The organism is Pseudopedobacter beijingensis, from assembly GCF_042678145.1.
Lineage (GTDB): Bacteria > Bacteroidota > Bacteroidia > Sphingobacteriales > Sphingobacteriaceae > Pseudopedobacter > Pseudopedobacter beijingensis.
Genome location: NZ_JBHUDG010000038.1, coordinates 1 through 18,833 on the forward strand (window position 1 = coordinate 1; position 18,833 = coordinate 18,833).

Genomic DNA, 18,833 nt, shown 5'->3' on the forward strand with positions numbered 1-18,833 from the left:
ATTCCTCCTCAAATCCAGGAAATCTCAAATTAGGAACGTTACCTACTTTTAATTTTTTATTTATCATCTCGATGATTCAATTTTCGTTAGTAAAAACATTAAGGATGTAAAAAATTAAAAAACAAGTCCCAATTCTTTGAAATACACGTCGATTTCTTTGTCCAGTTCTGCTCGTTTTGCTTCTAAAGATTTGATTTCCTGCATTACGGCTTGGATGTCGATTTCTTCTTCGGCTTCAAAAGTGTCCACATATCTTGGAATATTAAGATTGTAGTCATTCTCTTCAACTTCTTTTAAAGTAGCTAAATGGCTGTATTTTTCAATGGTCGTTCTGTTACGATAGGTTTCCACAATCTTATCGATATGTTCTTCTCGCAACATATTTTGGTTCTTTACTTTCTCGAATTCTTTGCTGGCATCAATAAATAAGATATGGTCAGGATCTTCTTTACATTTTTTAAATACCAGAATACAAGTCGGAATACTGGTTCCGTAGAAAATATTGGCAGGCAAGCCGATGACCGCATCCAAATAATTTTTCTGTTCAATCAGGTATTTACGGATGTGCAGTTCTGCTGCTCCACGGAACAACACACCATGAGGAAGAACAATAGCCATTGTTCCATTCTCTGCCAAATGATAAATCATGTGTTGAACAAATGCAAAATCAGCCTTGCTTGATGGTGCTAATTTTCCATATTGGCTAAAACGGTCATCGTTTAAAAATAATGGATTGGCACTCCATTTCGCTGAAAAAGGAGGATTTGCGACAATTGCTTCAAATGGCATATCGTTTAGATGCTGCGGATGTTCCAGAGTATCTTCCTGCTTAATATCAAATTTCAGATAATGTACTCCATGCAAGATCATATTCATTCTGGCAAGATTGTAGGTGGTTCGGTTCATTTCTTGTCCGTAGAAATTATTGACATCTTTTACTTCTCTTGCTACACGCAACAATAAGGAACCCGATCCACAAGTAGGATCATATACCGATTTCAAACGATTTTTACCAGTTGTAACAATCTTTGCAAGAATCTTAGAAACTTCCTGAGGGGTATAGAATTCGCCCGCTTTTTTTCCTGCACCACTGGCAAACTGACCAATCAAATACTCATAAGCATCTCCTAAAACATCCAATTCTGTATCATTCAATTTGAAGTCAATTTCATTCAGGTGCGTTAACACTTTTACAATAATCTCATTACGAGCTTCGGCTGTTTTACCCAGCTTAGTACTGTTCAGGTCCATATCTTCAAACAGGTTGTCAAAGTCTTCTTCACTTTGTGTACCCATTGTACTGAGCTGGATATTGGTCAGGATTTTTTGTAAATCTTCAAGAATAAAATTGTTATCACCTCTTTTGGTAATTTCGCTAAATAGCTCAGAAGGTTTTAAAAAATACCCTAATGTTTCCAGAGCTTCTTCTCGAATGGCTTCAATATATTCTAAACCTTTAGGCGTATCTTCTTTGATATCTCTGAATTGGATTTGATCTTCTTCTAAAATGGAATTTGCATAGATTTCCATTTTTTCAGCTAAATATTTATAAAAAATAAATCCCAAAATATAATCTCGGAATTCATCTGCATTCATCTTTCCACGTAATGTATTGGCAATGTTCCAGAGCTGTTGCTCTAATATTTTCTTCTGTTCTTCTGACATTGAAATTAAGCGTTATTAGATTAGGTATTTTCAGTAATCTATCTTCCTCTCCTAAAATAGTAACTTTTAGATTATAAACATTAGTTTAATTACGAAAACAAGACTCATTTCAACCAGTTATTATTATTTTTAACATTTTTCTTATAACTTAGGATAACTTACTGATCAATATGATGTGGGTATGCCCCTTATTAAAAAAAGCAATCTTCTCTGAGATTGCTTTCCTTTTTCATTAAGTTTTATAAGCCCCCCTATTTCAATAAAGGATCTTTTTCTTTCGTAAAGTGATTATATACCAATTTATCCAAGACAGAAGGTAACCATTTCTGGAGAAAAACAGTTAATTTACCTTGTCCCGTCATAATAATATCTCTTTTCCTTTTTACCAATCCATCAACAATTATTTCTGCCACACGTTCAGAAGTCATCATTTTACCTTCATCCATACTGGTCTCACCCTGCGATACAGCATCTTTATTTAAGGCCACATTACGGATATTAGAAGCTGTAAAACCCGGACAAGCAGTCATCACATGCACTCCTGTTTTCAGATTTTCTACTCTTAGCGATTCCAAAAATCCGTTCATTGCAAATTTAGAGGCCGAATATCCAGTTCTCCCAGGCAAACCTTTATAACCTGCTATAGAAGAAACTCCTATCACGGCACCTTGAGTTTTCAGTAATTCGGGCATAGCATATTTTGTACAATAAACAGTGCCCCAAAAGTTAATATCCATCACCTGCTTTAATACATCCAGCTCGAGATCCTTAAACAAAGCCCGCATAGATATACCTGCATTATTTACCAAAACATCTATTTTACCCATAGTAAACACTGCCTGATTAATAAAGTCACGACAATCTTCTTCTTTGGTTACATCCAGCTGTACGGCCAAAGCTTTTACTTTATAAGTTTTTGTTATTACTTCTGCTATTTCGCAAAGTTTCACATACTGACGCGCCCCTAATACTATATGAGCTCCTCTTTTGGCAAACTCTTCTGCCAAAGATTTCCCTATGCCACTGGACGCACCTGTTATAACAACTACTTTACCTTTTAAATCCATAAAATTATCTAATCAGAGTATTTTCATAAGGAACCCTTGTTGCAATAGAACGCCCCAGAGTTATTTCATCAGCATATTCTATTTCTCCACCAAAAGCTATCCCCCTGGCTATTGTACTTATTTTAATATTAAAGTCTTTTAATTTTTTGTGCAAGTAAAAAATTGTAGTATCACCTTCCATATTGGCACTCAAAGCAAAAATCACTTCCTGCACATCTTCATGCTGCACTCTTTTAACCAAAGATTCTATAGTTAAATCTCCCGGTCCAACACCATCCATGGGCGATATTAATCCATTAAGCACATGATATAAGCCCTGGAATTGATGCGTATTTTCTATAGCCATAACATCCCGGGTATCTTCTACCACACAAATAATAGAGTTATCTCTTTTAGGTGCACTACAGATTTCGCAAATCACCTCGTCTGATATGTTATGGCATTTCTCACAATATTTAATATTGTCTTTTAATGTAGTGAGGCTATTACTAAACTGATGCACCTCCGCAGAAGTACTCTTTAACAAATGCAACACCAGTCTCAAAGCCGTTTTCTTACCTACACCAGGTAATTTAGAAAACTCTTCTACCGCATTCTCTAATAGTTTAGAGGAAAAATTCATGCTGCTAAAATAGTGATTTATATCGTTTATGACAGAGCAGGTAACATATAAGTAGCATTTAAAAGTTAAAACATTGATCTAAAAAATGTATTTTGCTAAATATAATGGAAATTAAAACATCAGGATTTATATGGTAAACGACGATAAAATCAGAAGTGCTTTTGAAAACAAGACCTGGCAGGAAATTAAAGTAACCGATTCGTGGCAAATATTCAAAATCATGTCTGAGTTTGTAGATGGATTTGAACGATTAGCCAAAATTGGACCTTGCGTATCTATATTTGGCTCGGCAAGAACACAAGCCGACCATAAATACTACCAAATAGCAGCTGACATTGGTAGCTTACTAACCGAAAGAGGATATGGAGTAATTACTGGTGGTGGTCCTGGTATTATGGAAGCTGGAAATAAAGGAGCGTACGAGTCAGGCGGTAAATCTGTTGGGTTAAATATTGAACTCCCTTTTGAGCAGTTTAATAACAAATACATTGACCGCGATAAAATTCTACAGTTTAATTACTTTTTTGTCAGAAAGGTAATGTTCATGAAATATTCTCAGGGATATATTGTTTTACCCGGTGGTTTTGGAACGCTGGACGAACTTTTTGAAGCTTTAACCCTAATACAAACCGGTAAAATTGCCCGTTTCCCTATTGTGTTGGTTGGCTCAGAATACTGGAGTGGGCTTTTTAAATGGATTGAGGAAACTATGCTGGCAAAAGAAAAAAACATCAGTCCGGAAGATTTAAACTTATACAGGATTGTAGATACCGCAGAAGATGCTGCCGAACATATTTTCAGATTTTATGATAAATATGTACTTAAACCTAACTTTTAGACTGAAGGCTCTTTTATATAGAACAACAATAGTATCAAAAATAAGAATGTCATTTCAATAAGTTTCAAAACACTCAGAAACTATTGAAATGACACAGATACTAAACACCCCTAAATACTTTCGTCATCAGAACGAGCCTGCTAATCAAGAGGTCCTCAAAATAATAACACGCACCAAACCGTCTTATACTTCCATAGACCTCTCTATTGCACCCCCTTTCAGTCGAGACGTAATTTTCCCAAAACAATACTTAAAATATTACAACAGTATCGAGCGGCTTATTTTCTTGTCTATAGTAATATATCCGGGATATTTAACCTGTGTATTCCCTATCAACAGTATAGGTTTTACTTTAATAGTCACCAGTCCTTCCTCATTTCCTCTTTCCGAGTTGAAAAGACTAAGTATCTCCTCAAAATTGCCACCACTAACCAAATCATAGATATTGGTTTTTAAACTTACAGGAACATTAACCGTTTGTCCTGCATCTACACTCACTTTTTGGTTTACAAAACCACTCGCCAGTTCTTTTTTTTGTAATAAAACAATATATTCGAATTGGTTTATAGCTGCCTTTTTTGAAGTTGGATTATCTATTTTAAGGTTTACACGCCCCTCTAAAGGAATATTTTTACGTAAAAAACCCATGGCAATAGCCGGAGCAGAAGATATGTCTATATTGTTATTATTAACTATTTTTTTCAGAGGAGTTCCTGCAATATAAAGACTATCTATAGATTGGAGATCATATTTACAATCACCTAAAACTTTTAATTCTTTGGTTTGCTTATTAATGCCACAACTGCTTAATATAAGCAATGAAACAGCCGCTACTAAGATTTTTCTCATAATTGGAAAAGCTATAATATGATAACGTATTTAATTACAATTATTTTATGGCAACAAAGATAAATTGTTTTTAGTCCTTAACGGCAGTTATTCTGATTGTATTTTTATCCATAGTTTCAAAAATCAGGTTTTTCTCATCTAAGGTCTTGATTAAAAATGGAATTTTTCGTCTGATATTTCCTTCCAACATTTCTTCGTATCTCACAATATCGCCTTCTATATGGTACTTTCCTTCCGAAATTATTTTATCTTCCGAAAAAATACTGGCATTTCCATCTGCAGATAAAAGTAAATAAGGATGCTTTTCTTCTAACTCTTTCCCCTCCTGCACTACCGGTGGATCTTCCCTTAGGTATTCTACCTTAATGTAATTCCATTTACCTATAAGTTTCCCTTTATCTAGCTGTTTATTACAAGCTGATAAAGAAACCATTAAACCTAATATTAATAATACGTTCCGTAAATTTTTCATTTTTTATTAGCTCTAATCATTTCACTATAAGTCCATTTATTATCCATAGCTATTACCGTCTGTGTTAATCTTTTCACCCTGGTCTCGACAGTTTTTGCTTCGTTTATCCATTTTATAAAATAGTTCTGATGAGATTTTGGCAGAGTCACAAAACCCTCCATAAGATGAGGTTGCTCGCTTAAACAATCAAACAAGTCATCCGGTATTTCTATTTTAAAATTCTTATCCTCTTCTAATCTCACCAACACGGTTTGACCAACCTTTTTATTCACCCCTTTTTTAATCTGCTGATTAAACGGAAGAATAAAGTCTCCTTCACCTAACGGAATCAGAGCTACGCCACTTATCAAAAATTGATCAAGAGTTCCTTTAACTCTAAAACTCTTACGCCAATCTGCTTTTACACTATTTGCTACCGCAGCAGGTACCAATATATAGGTCCAGTTAGATTTCTCTCCTTTCTTGTCAAACTTCTCTATTTCTGCAGTAAATTCTACCATAAGATAAATATACTTTTTTAGACAGATAAATTAATCCTCAATCCTTTAAAAATTCATAAGTATTTTTTGATTTAAGCTTATAGGAGAATTCCGTAATCAACCAAACCGACCCAATTTAAAAACTCTGAAAGATTAGTTAAATATCCTTTACAAAACATATAACTTCACCCAACATACAACTATCTTACTAGCTCACTGTAACTTATAAAGATATCCAGAATATTCCGTAGAGTCATCCAAAACGTATAAATAAAGTAAATATCAAAATCCAAAACATTCAAAATTCGCATCGTTTTATCAAAAACACTTCCACCAGCTAAGTGGTGTACAGGAGACAAACCCGAGACAGTTCCGACACAAACGACACCTTCCTTCGAGTGTTCTTCGGGTCTTCTTCGAGAAATCTTCGGCAAAAAAGCCATTTTAAAAAGCATTTCCCGAAGAACTATCGAAGAAGTATAAGACCAAGGGCGAACCAATTACGGCACAGGGTCGAGCCAAGTATAGCACATACACGGAGTTTAGCGGACTTTCGCAGACTTTAACGGAGTTTGATGGACTTTGGAAGGTGTTTTACAGAGAAATAGTCTCTTTATATTTGTTAGAAAAAACAATTTAATCAATAGTATCTTAAAATAAAAATGAAAGATAAAAATCAGTAATATTTGGAGTTTACATTGTCTATTCAGAATAAGTTGAACAGCTGATTTTAGTGAAGGATTTAAGTTAGCTCTATTTTAGTGTTTTTACCAGCTGAAACCTAACCTTAGTAATCCATTGGCTTTATTAAATGCCTTATTTCATCCTCTTTTACAACACTCCGTTATTTTTCGTAATATAGCCTCGCTCAAAAAGCATTAGATGAGAATTTACACCAAAGATAATTTCCCTAAAAAAACGTCTATTCCCAGTTATTTTTGGACATGGGCATTTAGGGTTTTCCTGATACTTATTTTAGTTCTTGTGGGCCTGTTTCTTTTTGCAATCCCCCTTCTGCTAACTGCTATATACAGTTACGGAGTAATTATTCTTCTAATTGGCTGTTATCTTTTAGTGATTTTTGCAATTTTCCAATTTATAAAACACGTCAGAAAAGCTAAAAACAATGTAGTACAACAAGTTACAGTTGATAGCACAGGAGTTCATTATCTAAAATTAGACGGTACAAAAGAAAGTATCCTATATACAGAATTAAGCAAATCAACGGTACCTTACAACAAGGACATTTTCACAAAAAGAACAGGTGGTCGCTACTCCATTACCGAATTGAAAGTGTTCCATAACAATATCGAAAAAAGTATTTCTTTCCGTAACACAGATATTTTATACACCAACTTTACCCGGAATCATCGTGAATTAAGACGTTATTTTTTACAGGGTATTACTTTATTTCGTCCCGACTTATCCGTTTCGTCTACCGTTTATTCAAACTTTTTTATTCATCCCGAAACTTTTGAATTCGACAAGAAAGAATTTGTAAAGACAGTGGTGCTAACTGCAATTATTATAATTATACTTCTGGTTACTATTCAAATTTACACAAAAAATCGTTTTGGCGATTAATAGATTTCAGGAGAGTAATCGCGCAGCCTTCCTTGTTTAAGTATTCTGAAAGATTACTTCATAGCTCTTATAAAACTAAATACCCTGTTCGAAATATACATATCTCCCCTAATTCTTTATTACCTCCGTTTGCCGAACCAGGTTATCGGTCTTTTGAATGGAAAAAGACAAATAAACATTGTACTTTACAAGAGACAATGCCTGGAAAGAAAAACGCGCCATTGCAAGAAGTAAGTTTTTTAACAAACACAAGGGAGATCTAATGACAATAACCGTCACCCTGAGCGAAATGCAACGGAGTCATATAAGTTTAAAGATATACCTTTTTAGATTTCTTCAGCTAGGTTAGGATAACAACATAGTTTATAAATCTATAGCATAGCACTACAATCTGTGTTTTGACATTATCAGATTGTTTCAATTCCTCTCCATAACGGTAACATGTGGCTTTTTTGAAACCTTTTTTACCCGTATTGCCTTTTCAAAAACAAGCTGAACGATTGAGTTGAATATTCCTTTCGCCTTTGTTTCTTTAATCACTCTACATTTTTTTATTTTTAACCATGGATAAGATCGAAATAGTAGATTATAAACCTGAATACCAAAAAGACTTTGAAAGACTTAACAATCACTGGATTGAAAAGCATTTTGAACTGGAAGAAATAGACCGTTTCATTTTACAAAACCCCGAAGAAGCCATTCTTAAAAATGGAGGAAAAATATTTTTCGCATCCTTTAATAACCATATTATAGGTACTGTTGCTCTTAATAATCTGGGAAACGGTATTATGGAATTTGCAAAAATGGCCGTGGACGACAATTTTCATGGATTGGGTGCCGGAAAGGCTTTGTGTGAAAGTGCTATTACTTATGCTAAAAATTTAAATATCAAAAAACTGGTATTGTATTCTCATACTAAATTAAAGGCTGCTATAGCTATTTATCATAAATATGGCTTTGTAGCCCGGCCTATTACCGATAAAAAATACAAAAGACCCGATATTTATATGGAACTTATTATTCAATAACAGCATAGACCTATGGAAAGGAAACATCATTATAAATCAAAAACTATATGGACCGGAAATAGCGGACAAGGTACAAAGAGCTACAATAGCTACGAACGAACCTATAAAATAGCTATACCCGGAAAAGTAGATATTACAGGTTCTTCAGACCCAGCTTTTAGAGGCAACAAGGAATTTCATAATCCGGAAGAAATGCTTTTAGCTGCTGTATCTTCTTGTCATATGCTCTGGTATTTACATTTATGCGCTGATGCCGGTATAACTGTAGTGGCTTATGAAGATGAGGCAGAAGCTACCCTGATAGAAGAGGACAATGGTTCTGGTAAATTTTCTGAAATTAATATACGCCCTTTAGTGACCATTAAAGAAAGCGATAAGGCAGAGTTAGCTCATGCATTACACGAGAAAGCTAACTCCTACTGTTTTATTGCCAATTCGTTAAATATCAAAATTAAACATTTTGTGCAGATTTTATTAACGGACAGTAGTAACAAATAGTTTCTTATTTTTACGTTAACGCAAACATATCCATTCGTAAATCTGTTATTAAGCGAATGCGAGTACAAGCATCAATATTGAGTTATAGTATTTAAGATTATATCATGCATTTTATTTTTGAAAACAAGTATATATTAGAAGACAGTACCGTACTTTTACGACCTCTGGAACTTAGCGATTTCAACAATCTTCTTCCTTTTGCATTACATGAAGCTTACTTATGGAAATATTCTTTATTAAGCATTTATGATAAAGAAAGTTTGGAAACCTATCTTAATTATGCTGTACAACACAGAAATGACAGCTTAGAATATCCTTTTATTGTTTTTGATAAACGAACTAATGCTTATGCCGGATCGACCCGGTTTTATGACATCAGCTTTTTACATAAGACCTTAAAAATAGGTTATACCTGGTACGGAAAAGATTTTCAGGGTACGGGATTAAACAAACATGCTAAGTTTTTATTGCTTGATTTTGCTTTTGAAAAGATGGGTATGGAACGTGTAGAATTCAGGGCGGATAATAAAAATGAGAGAAGTATAGCGGCCATTAAAAGTTTAGGTGCTTCGCTTGAGGGTGTACTCAGAAGCAGCGAGATTAAACCTGATAATACAAGAAGGGATAGTGCTATATTAAGTATCCTGAAAAATGAATGGTATGACTCTTTACGTGAAAATTTACTTCAAAAATTATCATAAACTATCCTGTAAACCACAAACAGTTTTTTAAGTTTGTTCCGTTTTTACAAAGAATTTAACAAAGAATGAACAACAGACAAATATTTGCTACAGCTTTTGTGTTAGGAAGCGCAATAGCTTGTAATGCATTTGGTTTTTCGCCTAAGAGCACTCCCCTCTCTTCCAGAAATTCGACAACGGAGAGTAACATACTTCAAACAGCTTCTTTAATAGATAGTTTGCAGCAATTGAATGAAGTAATTATTGCGGAGAACAGACTACAGATTCCTTTTAATAAGCAAAACAGAAATATTCAGATTATTGACAGAAAGCTGATTGAAAGTTTACCGGCTAAATCCTTGAACGAGTTACTTACTTATATTCCGGGTGTAGACCTACGGCAGAGAGGCCCATTTGGTTCTCAGGCTGACATTTCTATGGATGGCGGCACTTTTGAGCAAACTCTTATCCTTATAAACGGTGTAAAAATAAACGATATCCAAAGCGGGCATAATACCATGAATCTGCCTATACCTACCGAGGCTATAGAAAGAATAGAAATATTACACGGGCCTGCTGCTCGTATTTATGGCATAAACAGCATTTCTGGAGCTATAAACATTGTTACTATTAAGCCCACAAAAAACACCTTGCATGCTAATGTTTATGGAGGATCCAGCTTTAAAAAGTCTGAAACAAATGATAAGTTTTATTTAGGTAAAGGCGCTCAAATTGGGGGTAGTTATGCAAAAAACCTGCACAATCATTTACTGTACGGTGGCTACGAATCTGGAAACGGCTATAGGTACAACACTGATTTTGAGAACTACAGACTTTTTTATCAGGGTGCTTTAAAAACAAGCGAATCTGACAGGTTTGAACTTATGGCAGGAATAGCCCGAAACGCTTTTGGAGCTAATGGTTTTTATGCTGCTCCGGGTGATAAAGAGGCTTATGAAATTGCCAGCAACAACTTATTATCAGCAGTGTACCATGTCCACGTGAACGACAGATTATACATTGCGCCAAGATTAAGCATGAGAAATGGTAAGGATGATTACCGTTATATCAGACAGGATTTAAGCAAATTCAGAAACCAACATACTACTCAGGTTTTTAATGCCGAAATAAATAGTACTTACCGCTTGGATGCAGGCAGTATTGGTTTTGGTCTTGAGGGAAGAAACGAGATTATAGAGAGTAACAATCTGGGCGATCATACCAGAGAAAATTACGGTATATATGGTGAGTTTAGTACTGATCAAATAGAGCGGTTAAGCTTAAATGTAGGTGCTTATGTAAACTACAACAGCAAGTTTGGTTGGCAGGTATTCCCTGGTCTGGATGTTGGTTACGATCTTTCTAGTGACTGGAAAGTATTTATTAATAGTGGAACCGGCCAACGGATACCTAGTTTTACTGATTTATATTACAATACTCCAGGTAATATTGGAAATGCTAATCTTGAAGCGGAAACTGCCTGGTATGCAGAAGGAGGCGTAAAGTATAATCGTAATCATCTTTCTTTACAGACCAGTTACTTTCACAGACAAACGGACAATTTTACTGACTGGATAAAAGCTGTTAACACTGATCCGTGGCAAATAGGGAATTTTTCGCAAAGCAATATCAATGGAATTAACGTATCTGGAGATTATAGGACTAATTTAGGGGTCGGTCAATCTTTATTACTTGGCTTAGGCTACACTTACTTATCTGCTTCATTTAAGCAAAATTTCGCAGAGGGATTTATCTCTAAATATGCTATAGAGAACCTTAAACATCAGGCTGTTGCTAAGGCAAATTACACCTATAAATCTTTAGGTTTAACTTTGGCTACTCGCTTTTGTGAGCGTGTAAACCAAAAAAATTATGTATTGGCTGATGTAAGGGCTTCTTATAAAGTTGGATTATGCAACATATATGCCGATTTCCAGAATATTTTTGATGTAACTTATATTGAGGCTGCTGCAGTGCCTATGCCTGGAAACTGGGTTTCTCTGGGCTGTAAGTTTTCTATGGATATGGGGAAATAAAAGATAAAATCCTTAACAGGGTTTATAAGAATAAAAAAGGGCTGTATCAAAAATAAAACGTTGTCATTTCGACGACTTTAGGAGGAGAAATCTCTTCCCTAAGTACTTCTAAAAGAGATTCCTCGACTTCGCTCGGAATGACAAATAACTTTGATATAGCCCTTTTGTTGTTTTGAGTTTTGCTAAAGCTTCTTAAGAAGATATAGCGTTGATAATATCGTACTGTGTAATAATTTCTATTAAACCATTTTCACGTTCTACTAATACAGCCGCATTCTCTTTATTAATCATGGTAGATATTTTATCAATGGACGTATTTAGATCTACAAACGGGAAAGGTGATGATGCTATACTTTCTACCTTGGCAGATTTTATGGATGGATTTTCAAGTAAAGCATTCAATATTTCGCTTTCTGTCAATTTTCCAACTACCATACCTTGTTGCGTTACCGGAATCTGTGATATATATAAAGATTTCATGGTATTTATGGCTTCTGTAATTGTTTTGTTAACGTCTACAGTTACCATCTCTTGTTTTTCGCGACTTTCCAGTATTGATTTTGCCGTCAAACGATCTTCTTGTAAAAAACCTCTTTCACGTAACCAATCATCGTTAAACATTTTCCCCATATATCTGGATCCGTGATCGTGAAAAACAATAACTACCACATCATCTTCCTTCAGCTGGTCTTTCATTTGTAAGAGTCCTGCTAATGCAGCTCCTGCTGAATTTCCTACAAAAATCCCTTCTTTTCTGGTAATATCACGAGTCATTAAGGCTGCGTCTTTGTCTGTTACCTTCTCAAAGTGGTCTATCAGATCAAAATCAACATTTTTAGGCAGAAAATCTTCTCCTATCCCTTCTGTGATATAAGAATATATTTCTTTTTCATCGAAAACACCTGTTTCCTTATATTTTTTAAATACAGAACCATAGGTATCTATTCCCCATATTTTAATATCCGGGTTCTTTTCTCTTAAAAACTTACCTGTTCCTGATATGGTTCCTCCTGTACCTACTCCCACTACTAAATGGGTTATCTTTCCTTCAGTTTGTTCCCAAATTTCGGGGCCGGTTTGCTCGTAATGGGCTATAGAATTGGAAAGATTATCGTATTGATTTGGTTTCCATGAATTGGGTACTTCTTTTTCCAGTCTGGACGAAACTGAATAATAAGAACGTGGATCTTCTGGATCTACATCTGTTGGACAAACAATTACTTCTGCACCAAAGGCTTTTAATGCATCAACTTTTTCTTTAGACTGTTTGTCTGTAGTTGTAAAAATACATTTGTAACCTTTGATAACTGCAGCCATGGCCAGTCCCATTCCGGTATTGCCCGATGTACCTTCTATTATTGTTCCTCCGGGCTTTAGTTTTCCGCTTTTTTCGGCATCTTCTATCATTTTCAATGCCATACGGTCTTTAATTGAATTCCCCGGATTTGTTGTTTCTATCTTTGCTAAAACGGTAGCTTTTACGTCTTTGGTTATCTTATTTAATTTCACCAAAGGCGTATTTCCTATAGTCTCAAGTATGTTATTGTACCACATAGGGCAAATGTATTGATTTTATCCTACTAATTGTATAGAATTGTGGAAAGGCTTTTGCCTCTAAGGGCTTAAGGCTTTAACAACAAACAGTCTTTTTTCAGGGTTATTTCCCTGTATAAATCATCTTATACAGATCCATTCCCTGTGCCCAGTAATTTTGCTGTGTTTCTACTAAACGGAACCCTTTCTTTTCGTAAAATTGATAAACATGCTGTGAGGTTCTTACCATAATTTCTTGTATCTCCGGTTCTGCTGTCAGAATATCTAACCGATATTGTAATAACTGACTTCCTAAGCCTTTACCCTGAAAATCTGGATGCACCACATCCCAACTAATTTTAGCGCTATACATATCTCTTTCAAAATTTATTCCTCCGCATGCCACCAAAGTATTTCCTAAAAAAAGAACAAAATATTGTTCTATCTCCTTATCCAGATAGGTTGAAAAATCTTCCAGCTCTTCTTCTGCAAAAAAATCAGGGATATTAGCCTCCAGCAATTGCATTACTTCTGGCTTATCTTTTACATTATATTTTCTTATGCTAATTTTTGGGTTCAAAGTTACTGTATATAAAAAAGGCTGTTTCATAAATCAGAACTTTGTCTGTTGGGTTACTTTATAAGATCTTGAATCTATTTTCTAAGTAGCCCTGAAGGGGATCTTTCGGCTTCGCTAATATTGACATTATTTAAAAAAGCTCACAATAGGCATTTTCGCTCTTGCCTTTCCGGCCTCTTGACCGGCCAGGTCAAGTTCCTTTTATTCATGGTTTTTATTTGTTTTTTTAAAATGTATTCATGAATGCTTCGCATGTTTCCGCAAAAAGGAACCAAAAACTCTCCGCTACGCCCAATTCTATGAAAGCCCCCTGCTTAAGCTTAGCCTCTGCCTACCGAATTGTGCTGATGCGGAATTTAAGCAGAACGGTTTCCCCTACTTGCTTGATTACCGAAATACAACTCAATCGTCATTATATATTGATTTATATTACAATATATTAAGCCTCAATTTGACAAGTTTCTTTTGAAACAGCCCCCTTAATTAGATAATTGTTTTATTTATTTTTTTGCTGTATCTCACTGGCGGAATATACTTCCTGAGAAGCTGTATAAATTTTAAATTTAACTTCATATCCTTCTGGTACGTAAATTACAATGGGCATACGTCCGTTATAATTTGTAACTATCGGTTGAGATTGTACGAAGCTATCTACTTTTGCATTATCTAAACAGGCCATTAAAGTACTTCCTACATTTCCTTTTGTATTAAAAACATAGTAATCGTATCCCCAACCTTTTAAATCTTTCTTATCAAAAGTTCCTCCCAGGAAATGCTTATTACATTTATCTGTTTTTTCCCATTTCCCTACATAAAATTCTATTTTTTTGATATCATCATTATCAGAATGAGGTACTTCTATTACAAATTGTTTCTGCCCTTTTTCCGGTTTAGGAAATGGCGACAAATCTACTTTATAATTAGACTGTGCAAATGTTTTCATAGACATGATAGTCATTAAAAGAATGATTGCTTTAAGCGTGTTTCTGTTCATTTTGTTTGATATTAAATAATAAACCCTTATTTATTAATCATGAGGATGATATGCAGAAAGTGAAAAAACAAATTCTGATCCCTTGTCTAATTCACTTTCTACGGTTATTTGTCCTCCATGACGTTCTATAACTTCTTTAGCCAGATAAAGCCCTAAACCTAACCCGGATACATTTGCCATACCTTCTGCTCTGTAAAAACGATCGAAAATCTTCCTTTGATTGATTTCCGACAAGCCAACACCAAAATCTTTCACTTTTACTACTACTCTTCCATTCTTATGCTCTATTTCTACCTGAACGCTATCTGCTTTAGGAGAATATTTTACTGCATTAGATAAAATGTTCAACATCACCTGCTCTATCCTTTGTCGATCTGCCTTTACCAATGCTGGAATTTGCATATCCTTAAAGCTTATTTTGTGGCTTCTGGTTATATGTGCAAAGTTTTCTATACTTTCTATCACCAGTTCTCTCAAATCAAAAATGTCAAATTCAAGCTCCAGTTTTCCTGCTTCTATTTTGGAAACGTTTAAAAGATCTTTGACTAATATTGTCAATCTTTCTGCTTGCTTTATGGCTTTTTCAACAAACATACCAGACAATTCTCTATCATGAATATTTCTGGATAAAATTTGCAGGTAACCTTTTATTGATGTCAGCGGAGTTTTTAATTCATGGCTTGCCAACGCTATAAATTCATCTTTTTTTGCATTTAATGCGGTTACTTCTTCAAACAATTCAGAATTATCTATAGCTATTGCCGCTTGTGACGCTATTCCTATAAGTAAGTCTTCGTGTTCTTTTTTGAATACACCCGGGTCGGGATGTCCGAACAACAAACCACCTATAGATTTTCCTGAATTTGAAATAACGGGCATTGAAAGATAACTTCTCACAGGTAAATGTCCATCTGGCATACCATAATGTGGAAAGTTTTGTCCATACCTGTTATCTGCCGTTACATCATCCAGGCGAATTGGCCCATCTCCATAAAAAGCATGATGCAACAATTCGGTTTGTCTGGGCATGGCCATTGTTTCAAATATAGATTTAGATGCCCCGGACAAGTTATATAATGTCAGTTCTTCGCCACTGTTACTAATTGTTTTATAGAAAAAAGCACCAAAGCTTGCTCCTGTAAGTTGTGTTGTAGCGTCTATAACTTTTTGTAAAATGTCTTTCACATTCAGTTTTTCAGAAATAGTTTTTCCTATGGTATTCAAAATTTCTAACCTTTCGGAGTATTTCTTAAGTTTTTCCTGATTTTTAAGAAACGAGGTAATATCCCTTGCTATTTTAGATGCTCCAATTATTTTTCCTGAAAAATCTCTTATTGGCGAAACGGTTATAGATACATTAAACTTACTCCCATCTTTCCGTTTTCTTATAGTGTGTCTGTGACGTATTTTCCCCCCGGACTTTATGGTGTCTATAATATTTTCTTCCTCGGAGAGTAATTCGTCAGGTATAATGTTTTTTATAGATTTCCCCAGTATCTCCTGTTCTGAGAATCCAAAAAGTTCTTCTGCACTTTGATTCCAACTGGTAATCATTCCTTCCAAATCTTTACTAACTATAGCATCATTAGAGGATTTAACAATCTCTAAAAGTATGTTTTTATTAGATTCTTCTTCTCTTTGCCGGGTAATGTCTATCAGAATATTATGTACTCCTATTAATTCCTGATTATCATTATATAAACGTTGAGGAGAAGACAACAAGCGTTTAAAACTACCATCTGGCAATTCTATTATAACTTCCTGAGGATCCAGCTTAACATTATTTATTGCCAGCACAGCCATAGGACACTCTTCTGGGTTTAATACATTACCTTCTAAAGAATAAATCCTTAATGCACCACACCAAAGGTCGTTTTCATAATCCGGAGATCGCCCCCACAGCTTCACTGCCGCATTGTTACAATAAACAATATTTCCAGCCAGATTGCAGCAAAAAAAGGCCATTGATGATTGATCGAAGATTTTACCAAACAGAATAAAAGCTTCTTCTTTAGATAAACCAACCTTAGTTTTTCTGTTTTTTAAAGGTAAATTCTCATTCGTCATAGATCAGGATTATATTTAACAGGTTGTTTTGATGACCATAGAAACACTCAAAGAAACCTGCCATAAATCTTTATCAAAAACCAAGCAAGAAATTCTATATAGAGATAATTTCTCTAATTATCTATCGGATTTTACGCTCAAGATATTAGAAAAATTATCAAAAAAGAAACTTTTAGTTATTTAAATAAATTTACCTATTCCAAAAAATTCAGGAACATGAAAATTAGGTTCTATGGTTTCTACTTTATTCCAACATAAATAATGTGGTTGTGGAAGTTCATCTCCACATTTGTAAAAATTCATGCGTAATTCTTTTCCATCAAGATGATCTAACTGATGATTTATAAACGCACTAAAAGGAATTACAACGGTTAATTCCCAATTGATTAAATGGACATCCTTTATATCTATGTATTTAATGGATTTTGTGGTTTTTATAGAATCTATAACAAATAGAGGTAAGAAAGATCTATTCTGTTTGTTTTTGCCTACTTGTGACAAACAAGTTCCATTACAGTTAAATTCAAAATTGTAGTAACTATCCTGATCTAAACTCACAAAAAACTCTACACATGAATCTAAATAAACCGGATCGTTAGGTTGATTATATACTGCTTTTATTTCATCTTCTGTAACATAGTACTTAATGGCGATAGCATCTTTTCCGTAAAGTACGGCAAATTCACAATTACCTATGTAGTTCTTGTTTCTCCAGGAAGTTTCTTTTATAAAATGTTTTTCTGCCTGATCTAATAATTGACTTATTTTTTCAGCTGAATTACTGATTTCTATTTCTGAGTTGTAATTGATTTGGATCAACTTCATAATGTACGTTCTATAGCTTGGATTTTCTTCAATATGTTTTGCAAATATGCACAACTGGTACAACTATCCAAACAGTCTGATAATCTTCATTAAAAAGTCTGCCCGATTGGCTAAACTATCTTTAGGCACGTCTATAGTTTCGTAACCGTACTCGGTATATGTTTTCTTTATTTGGTTATAGGTGGCAACAGCTTCTTCCCAACTTTGCTTTCTTTCTTCGTCATTTTCATATATCTCTTTCCATGGCGGAAAGACAAATACTTTTGTATTGTAGTTATACTTTCTGGCTAATGCATCTGCCTTCTCTGTTACCTGCTGGTTGGTTAATTCCATATAACCTACTGTATCTAAGATTCCTCTATCAAAAAACACCAGGTTTCTAGTCTCGGTATCTGCTTTTTCCAAATAATCTTTTACGGACTTTTCTAGCATCAACTTACTATATTGCTGATTATTTTTCCAGGGAAGTGCAATACCATTAGTGGCAATCTGATCTTGCATAATGTCTCTTCCCGCTTCTCCTACTGTTTCGTACCCTCTTTTTTCCAGTTCTTTTAATAAGGTTGTTTTTCCTGAACCTGGTCCTCCTGTAAGGATGTAAAAATTGTTGTTTATAATAATATCGTTCGTATCCATTTTTATATAGTAGAACAGACTACCTGTCTGTTTTTAGTTTATTAATTACTAAATCTTTAAATTTCTGGGGCTGTCTCAAAAATAATTCACCATTCCAAGTTCCGAAAGCTTTCGCTAAAGAATCTTTTTCAAAAGCACTTAAAAACAGATTTCTCTCCGCTGAACCGGAACAGGATTTAAGCCTGTGCTAATATTTTAACTCCGCTCAACATGATAAATGTCTAGGTATCGAAATAACATTTTTATTTATGATACAACCTCCTTTTATAAACCTGGAACTTGTTTAAACTTTATTGATTTTCTTAATTTTTCTGAGGAACAAGGCACAAAAAGCCATCCAATGCATTGACATCCAGTTTTGAGCAGAGGTCTCATACCTG

The 18,833-nt window shown here is 34.6% G+C and carries 18 protein-coding genes; 6 read left to right on the forward strand and 12 right to left on the reverse strand.

What is annotated here, in order from left to right:
• Positions 1-114: 114 nt before the first annotated feature.
• The 3 genes from ACFSAH_RS14215 to recR all read right to left on the reverse strand — a co-directional run bounded on the left by ACFSAH_RS14215 (position 115) and on the right by recR (position 3,354).
• Complete coding sequence (locus ACFSAH_RS14215; protein ID WP_379663400.1) at positions 115-1,665, reverse strand: type I restriction-modification system subunit M; 1,551 nt, start codon at positions 1,663-1,665, stop codon at positions 115-117.
• A gap of 251 nt (positions 1,666-1,916) precedes the next feature.
• A complete protein-coding gene (locus ACFSAH_RS14220) occupies positions 1,917-2,732 on the reverse strand; it encodes an SDR family oxidoreductase (protein WP_379663401.1) in 816 nt (271 codons plus the stop codon).
• A gap of 4 nt (positions 2,733-2,736) precedes the next feature.
• On the reverse strand, positions 2,737-3,354 hold the full coding sequence (gene recR, locus ACFSAH_RS14225) for a recombination mediator RecR (protein WP_379663402.1): 618 nt from the start codon (positions 3,352-3,354) through the stop codon (positions 2,737-2,739).
• Between the two features lie 130 nt (positions 3,355-3,484).
• Between recR and ACFSAH_RS14230 the strand changes: the two genes are divergently transcribed.
• Positions 3,485-4,192, forward strand: a complete 708-nt coding sequence (locus ACFSAH_RS14230; protein ID WP_379663403.1) for an LOG family protein — start codon at positions 3,485-3,487, stop codon at positions 4,190-4,192.
• A gap of 258 nt (positions 4,193-4,450) precedes the next feature.
• Here ACFSAH_RS14230 and ACFSAH_RS14235 read toward each other — a convergent pair whose 3' ends face one another.
• The 3 genes from ACFSAH_RS14235 to ACFSAH_RS14245 all read right to left on the reverse strand — a co-directional run bounded on the left by ACFSAH_RS14235 (position 4,451) and on the right by ACFSAH_RS14245 (position 6,013).
• Positions 4,451-5,041, reverse strand: a complete 591-nt coding sequence (locus ACFSAH_RS14235) for a hypothetical protein (RefSeq protein WP_379663404.1) — start codon at positions 5,039-5,041, stop codon at positions 4,451-4,453.
• Between the two features lie 70 nt (positions 5,042-5,111).
• A complete protein-coding gene (locus ACFSAH_RS14240) occupies positions 5,112-5,513 on the reverse strand; it encodes a hypothetical protein (RefSeq protein ID WP_379663405.1) in 402 nt (133 codons plus the stop codon).
• A complete protein-coding gene (locus ACFSAH_RS14245; protein WP_379663406.1) occupies positions 5,510-6,013 on the reverse strand; it encodes a YdeI/OmpD-associated family protein in 504 nt (167 codons plus the stop codon). Before ACFSAH_RS14245 ends, ACFSAH_RS14240 begins: the two co-directional genes overlap by 4 nt.
• Before the next feature lie 861 nt (positions 6,014-6,874).
• Here ACFSAH_RS14245 and ACFSAH_RS14250 point away from each other — a divergent pair.
• The 5 genes from ACFSAH_RS14250 to ACFSAH_RS14270 all read left to right on the forward strand — a co-directional run bounded on the left by ACFSAH_RS14250 (position 6,875) and on the right by ACFSAH_RS14270 (position 11,818).
• Entirely contained in the window at positions 6,875-7,576 is a 702-nt protein-coding gene (locus tag ACFSAH_RS14250; protein WP_379663407.1) for a hypothetical protein, read from the forward strand.
• A 563-nt stretch (positions 7,577-8,139) separates the two neighbouring features.
• On the forward strand, positions 8,140-8,604 hold the full coding sequence (locus ACFSAH_RS14255; RefSeq protein WP_379663408.1) for a GNAT family N-acetyltransferase: 465 nt from the start codon (positions 8,140-8,142) through the stop codon (positions 8,602-8,604).
• Between the two features lie 12 nt (positions 8,605-8,616).
• Positions 8,617-9,102: an OsmC family protein gene (locus tag ACFSAH_RS14260; RefSeq protein WP_379663409.1), complete on the forward strand. Its 486-nt coding sequence runs from the start codon at positions 8,617-8,619 to the stop codon at positions 9,100-9,102.
• Positions 9,103-9,206: 104 nt separating this feature from the next.
• Complete coding sequence (locus tag ACFSAH_RS14265; RefSeq protein ID WP_379663410.1) at positions 9,207-9,803, forward strand: GNAT family N-acetyltransferase; 597 nt, start codon at positions 9,207-9,209, stop codon at positions 9,801-9,803.
• A gap of 65 nt (positions 9,804-9,868) precedes the next feature.
• On the forward strand, positions 9,869-11,818 hold the full coding sequence (locus ACFSAH_RS14270; protein WP_379663411.1) for a TonB-dependent receptor plug domain-containing protein: 1,950 nt from the start codon (positions 9,869-9,871) through the stop codon (positions 11,816-11,818).
• A gap of 192 nt (positions 11,819-12,010) precedes the next feature.
• Here the strand turns inward: ACFSAH_RS14270 and ACFSAH_RS14275 are convergent, their stop codons facing one another.
• The 6 genes from ACFSAH_RS14275 to ACFSAH_RS14300 all read right to left on the reverse strand — a co-directional run bounded on the left by ACFSAH_RS14275 (position 12,011) and on the right by ACFSAH_RS14300 (position 18,453).
• Positions 12,011-13,372, reverse strand: coding sequence for a pyridoxal-phosphate dependent enzyme (locus tag ACFSAH_RS14275; protein WP_379663412.1), 1,362 nt, complete (start codon positions 13,370-13,372; stop codon positions 12,011-12,013).
• 103 nt (positions 13,373-13,475) lie between these two features.
• On the reverse strand, positions 13,476-13,961 hold the full coding sequence (locus tag ACFSAH_RS14280) for a GNAT family N-acetyltransferase (RefSeq protein WP_379663413.1): 486 nt from the start codon (positions 13,959-13,961) through the stop codon (positions 13,476-13,478).
• A gap of 466 nt (positions 13,962-14,427) precedes the next feature.
• Entirely contained in the window at positions 14,428-14,925 is a 498-nt protein-coding gene (locus tag ACFSAH_RS14285) for an ecotin (RefSeq protein WP_379663414.1), read from the reverse strand.
• A gap of 33 nt (positions 14,926-14,958) precedes the next feature.
• Positions 14,959-16,992 carry a PAS domain-containing sensor histidine kinase gene (locus tag ACFSAH_RS14290; protein ID WP_379663415.1) on the reverse strand — a complete coding sequence of 678 codons (2,034 nt, stop codon included), beginning with the start codon at positions 16,990-16,992 and terminating at the stop codon, positions 14,959-14,961.
• Positions 16,993-17,172: 180 nt separating this feature from the next.
• Positions 17,173-17,817 (reverse strand): carbohydrate-binding family 9-like protein, encoded by a 645-nt coding sequence (locus tag ACFSAH_RS14295; protein WP_379663416.1) that lies wholly within the window; start codon positions 17,815-17,817, stop codon positions 17,173-17,175.
• Between the two features lie 63 nt (positions 17,818-17,880).
• Positions 17,881-18,453: an AAA family ATPase gene (locus ACFSAH_RS14300; RefSeq protein WP_379663417.1), complete on the reverse strand. Its 573-nt coding sequence runs from the start codon at positions 18,451-18,453 to the stop codon at positions 17,881-17,883.
• Positions 18,454-18,833: the final 380 nt, after the last annotated feature.

Coding starts and splice junctions, on each gene's coding strand:
- ACFSAH_RS14220 (WP_379663401.1), bottom strand. CDS start 2,732: ATGGATTTAAAAGGTAAAGTAGTTGTTATAACAGGTGCGTCCAGTGGC.
- ACFSAH_RS14235 (WP_379663404.1), bottom strand. CDS start 5,041: ATGAGAAAAATCTTAGTAGCGGCTGTTTCATTGCTTATATTAAGCAGT.
- ACFSAH_RS14290 (WP_379663415.1), bottom strand. CDS start 16,992: ATGACGAATGAGAATTTACCTTTAAAAAACAGAAAAACTAAGGTTGGT.
- ACFSAH_RS14280 (WP_379663413.1), bottom strand. CDS start 13,961: ATGAAACAGCCTTTTTTATATACAGTAACTTTGAACCCAAAAATTAGC.
- ACFSAH_RS14240 (WP_379663405.1), bottom strand. CDS start 5,513: ATGAAAAATTTACGGAACGTATTATTAATATTAGGTTTAATGGTTTCT.
- ACFSAH_RS14270 (WP_379663411.1), top strand. CDS start 9,869: ATGAACAACAGACAAATATTTGCTACAGCTTTTGTGTTAGGAAGCGCA.
- ACFSAH_RS14230 (WP_379663403.1), top strand. CDS start 3,485: ATGGTAAACGACGATAAAATCAGAAGTGCTTTTGAAAACAAGACCTGG.
- ACFSAH_RS14250 (WP_379663407.1), top strand. CDS start 6,875: ATGAGAATTTACACCAAAGATAATTTCCCTAAAAAAACGTCTATTCCC.
- recR (WP_379663402.1), bottom strand. CDS start 3,354: ATGAATTTTTCCTCTAAACTATTAGAGAATGCGGTAGAAGAGTTTTCT.
- ACFSAH_RS14265 (WP_379663410.1), top strand. CDS start 9,207: ATGCATTTTATTTTTGAAAACAAGTATATATTAGAAGACAGTACCGTA.
- ACFSAH_RS14285 (WP_379663414.1), bottom strand. CDS start 14,925: ATGAACAGAAACACGCTTAAAGCAATCATTCTTTTAATGACTATCATG.
- ACFSAH_RS14255 (WP_379663408.1), top strand. CDS start 8,140: ATGGATAAGATCGAAATAGTAGATTATAAACCTGAATACCAAAAAGAC.
- ACFSAH_RS14275 (WP_379663412.1), bottom strand. CDS start 13,372: ATGTGGTACAATAACATACTTGAGACTATAGGAAATACGCCTTTGGTG.
- ACFSAH_RS14260 (WP_379663409.1), top strand. CDS start 8,617: ATGGAAAGGAAACATCATTATAAATCAAAAACTATATGGACCGGAAAT.
- ACFSAH_RS14295 (WP_379663416.1), bottom strand. CDS start 17,817: ATGAAGTTGATCCAAATCAATTACAACTCAGAAATAGAAATCAGTAAT.
- ACFSAH_RS14245 (WP_379663406.1), bottom strand. CDS start 6,013: ATGGTAGAATTTACTGCAGAAATAGAGAAGTTTGACAAGAAAGGAGAG.
- ACFSAH_RS14215 (WP_379663400.1), bottom strand. CDS start 1,665: ATGTCAGAAGAACAGAAGAAAATATTAGAGCAACAGCTCTGGAACATT.
- ACFSAH_RS14300 (WP_379663417.1), bottom strand. CDS start 18,453: ATGGATACGAACGATATTATTATAAACAACAATTTTTACATCCTTACA.